Origin of the sequence: Wolbachia endosymbiont of Nomada ferruginata (genome assembly GCF_001675785.1) — a bacterium.
GTDB classification, from domain to species: Bacteria; Pseudomonadota; Alphaproteobacteria; order Rickettsiales; family Anaplasmataceae; genus Wolbachia; species Wolbachia pipientis.
This window is the reverse complement of sequence record NZ_LYUY01000193.1, coordinates 1-579: the sequence shown is the minus strand read 5'-3', so window position 1 is coordinate 579 and position 579 is coordinate 1. Positions and strand designations below refer to the sequence as shown.

The following is a 579-nucleotide window of genomic DNA, read 5'->3' as shown; positions in this document are numbered from 1 at the left end:
GAAACTCCTTCTTTCACTAGATTTTTTGCTATTTCCAACTTTGCTTCTTCCTGATTAATTTTTTCGCTAATATGAACAAACCTGACTAATGAAGGTACTATTTTGCCTAACTTTTGACTCTCGTATATTTTTGTTAGATAGAGTATTTCTTCGTCTTCATCTTCATGCTCTCTTACTGTTATTGGTTTAGGTAATAGATCTACAGCATCAACTGATAATACTCTTGCTATTATATATAGTACTTCAATTGGAATAACGATATATCCCTGTTCATAGCTGTTTACTTCTTGATATGCTAGCCCGATCTTACTTGCCAACTCTGCTTGAGTACACCTTTGCATTAATCTACACTCTTCTATTTTTTGCCCTATTTTGTAGCTTATAGGACTAACATTACTTGCAGAAATAAACATATATACCTCCATTTAAGAAAAAACTTTATTGCTATAATTTTTTTACGAGCTATCCATCTAAAACCATATCAATAGATAAACCTACCGCTTGCAAAATAATATCAATAGAAATTCCCCCTTTTACTAGATCCTTTGCAACTTTAATCCTTTCTATCTCTCTCACTTT

At 32.0% G+C, this 579-nt stretch carries 1 protein-coding gene and 1 pseudogene; both read right to left on the bottom strand.

What is annotated here, in order from left to right; all coding sequences use genetic code 11:
• On the bottom strand, positions 1–413 hold a 413-nt coding region (locus tag BA053_RS06405; protein WP_156518245.1), incomplete at its 3' end, for a helix-turn-helix domain-containing protein.
• Between the two features lie 49 nt (positions 414–462).
• Positions 463–579, bottom strand: a pseudogene (locus BA053_RS08745) (WO male-killing family protein Wmk); the annotation flags it as partial.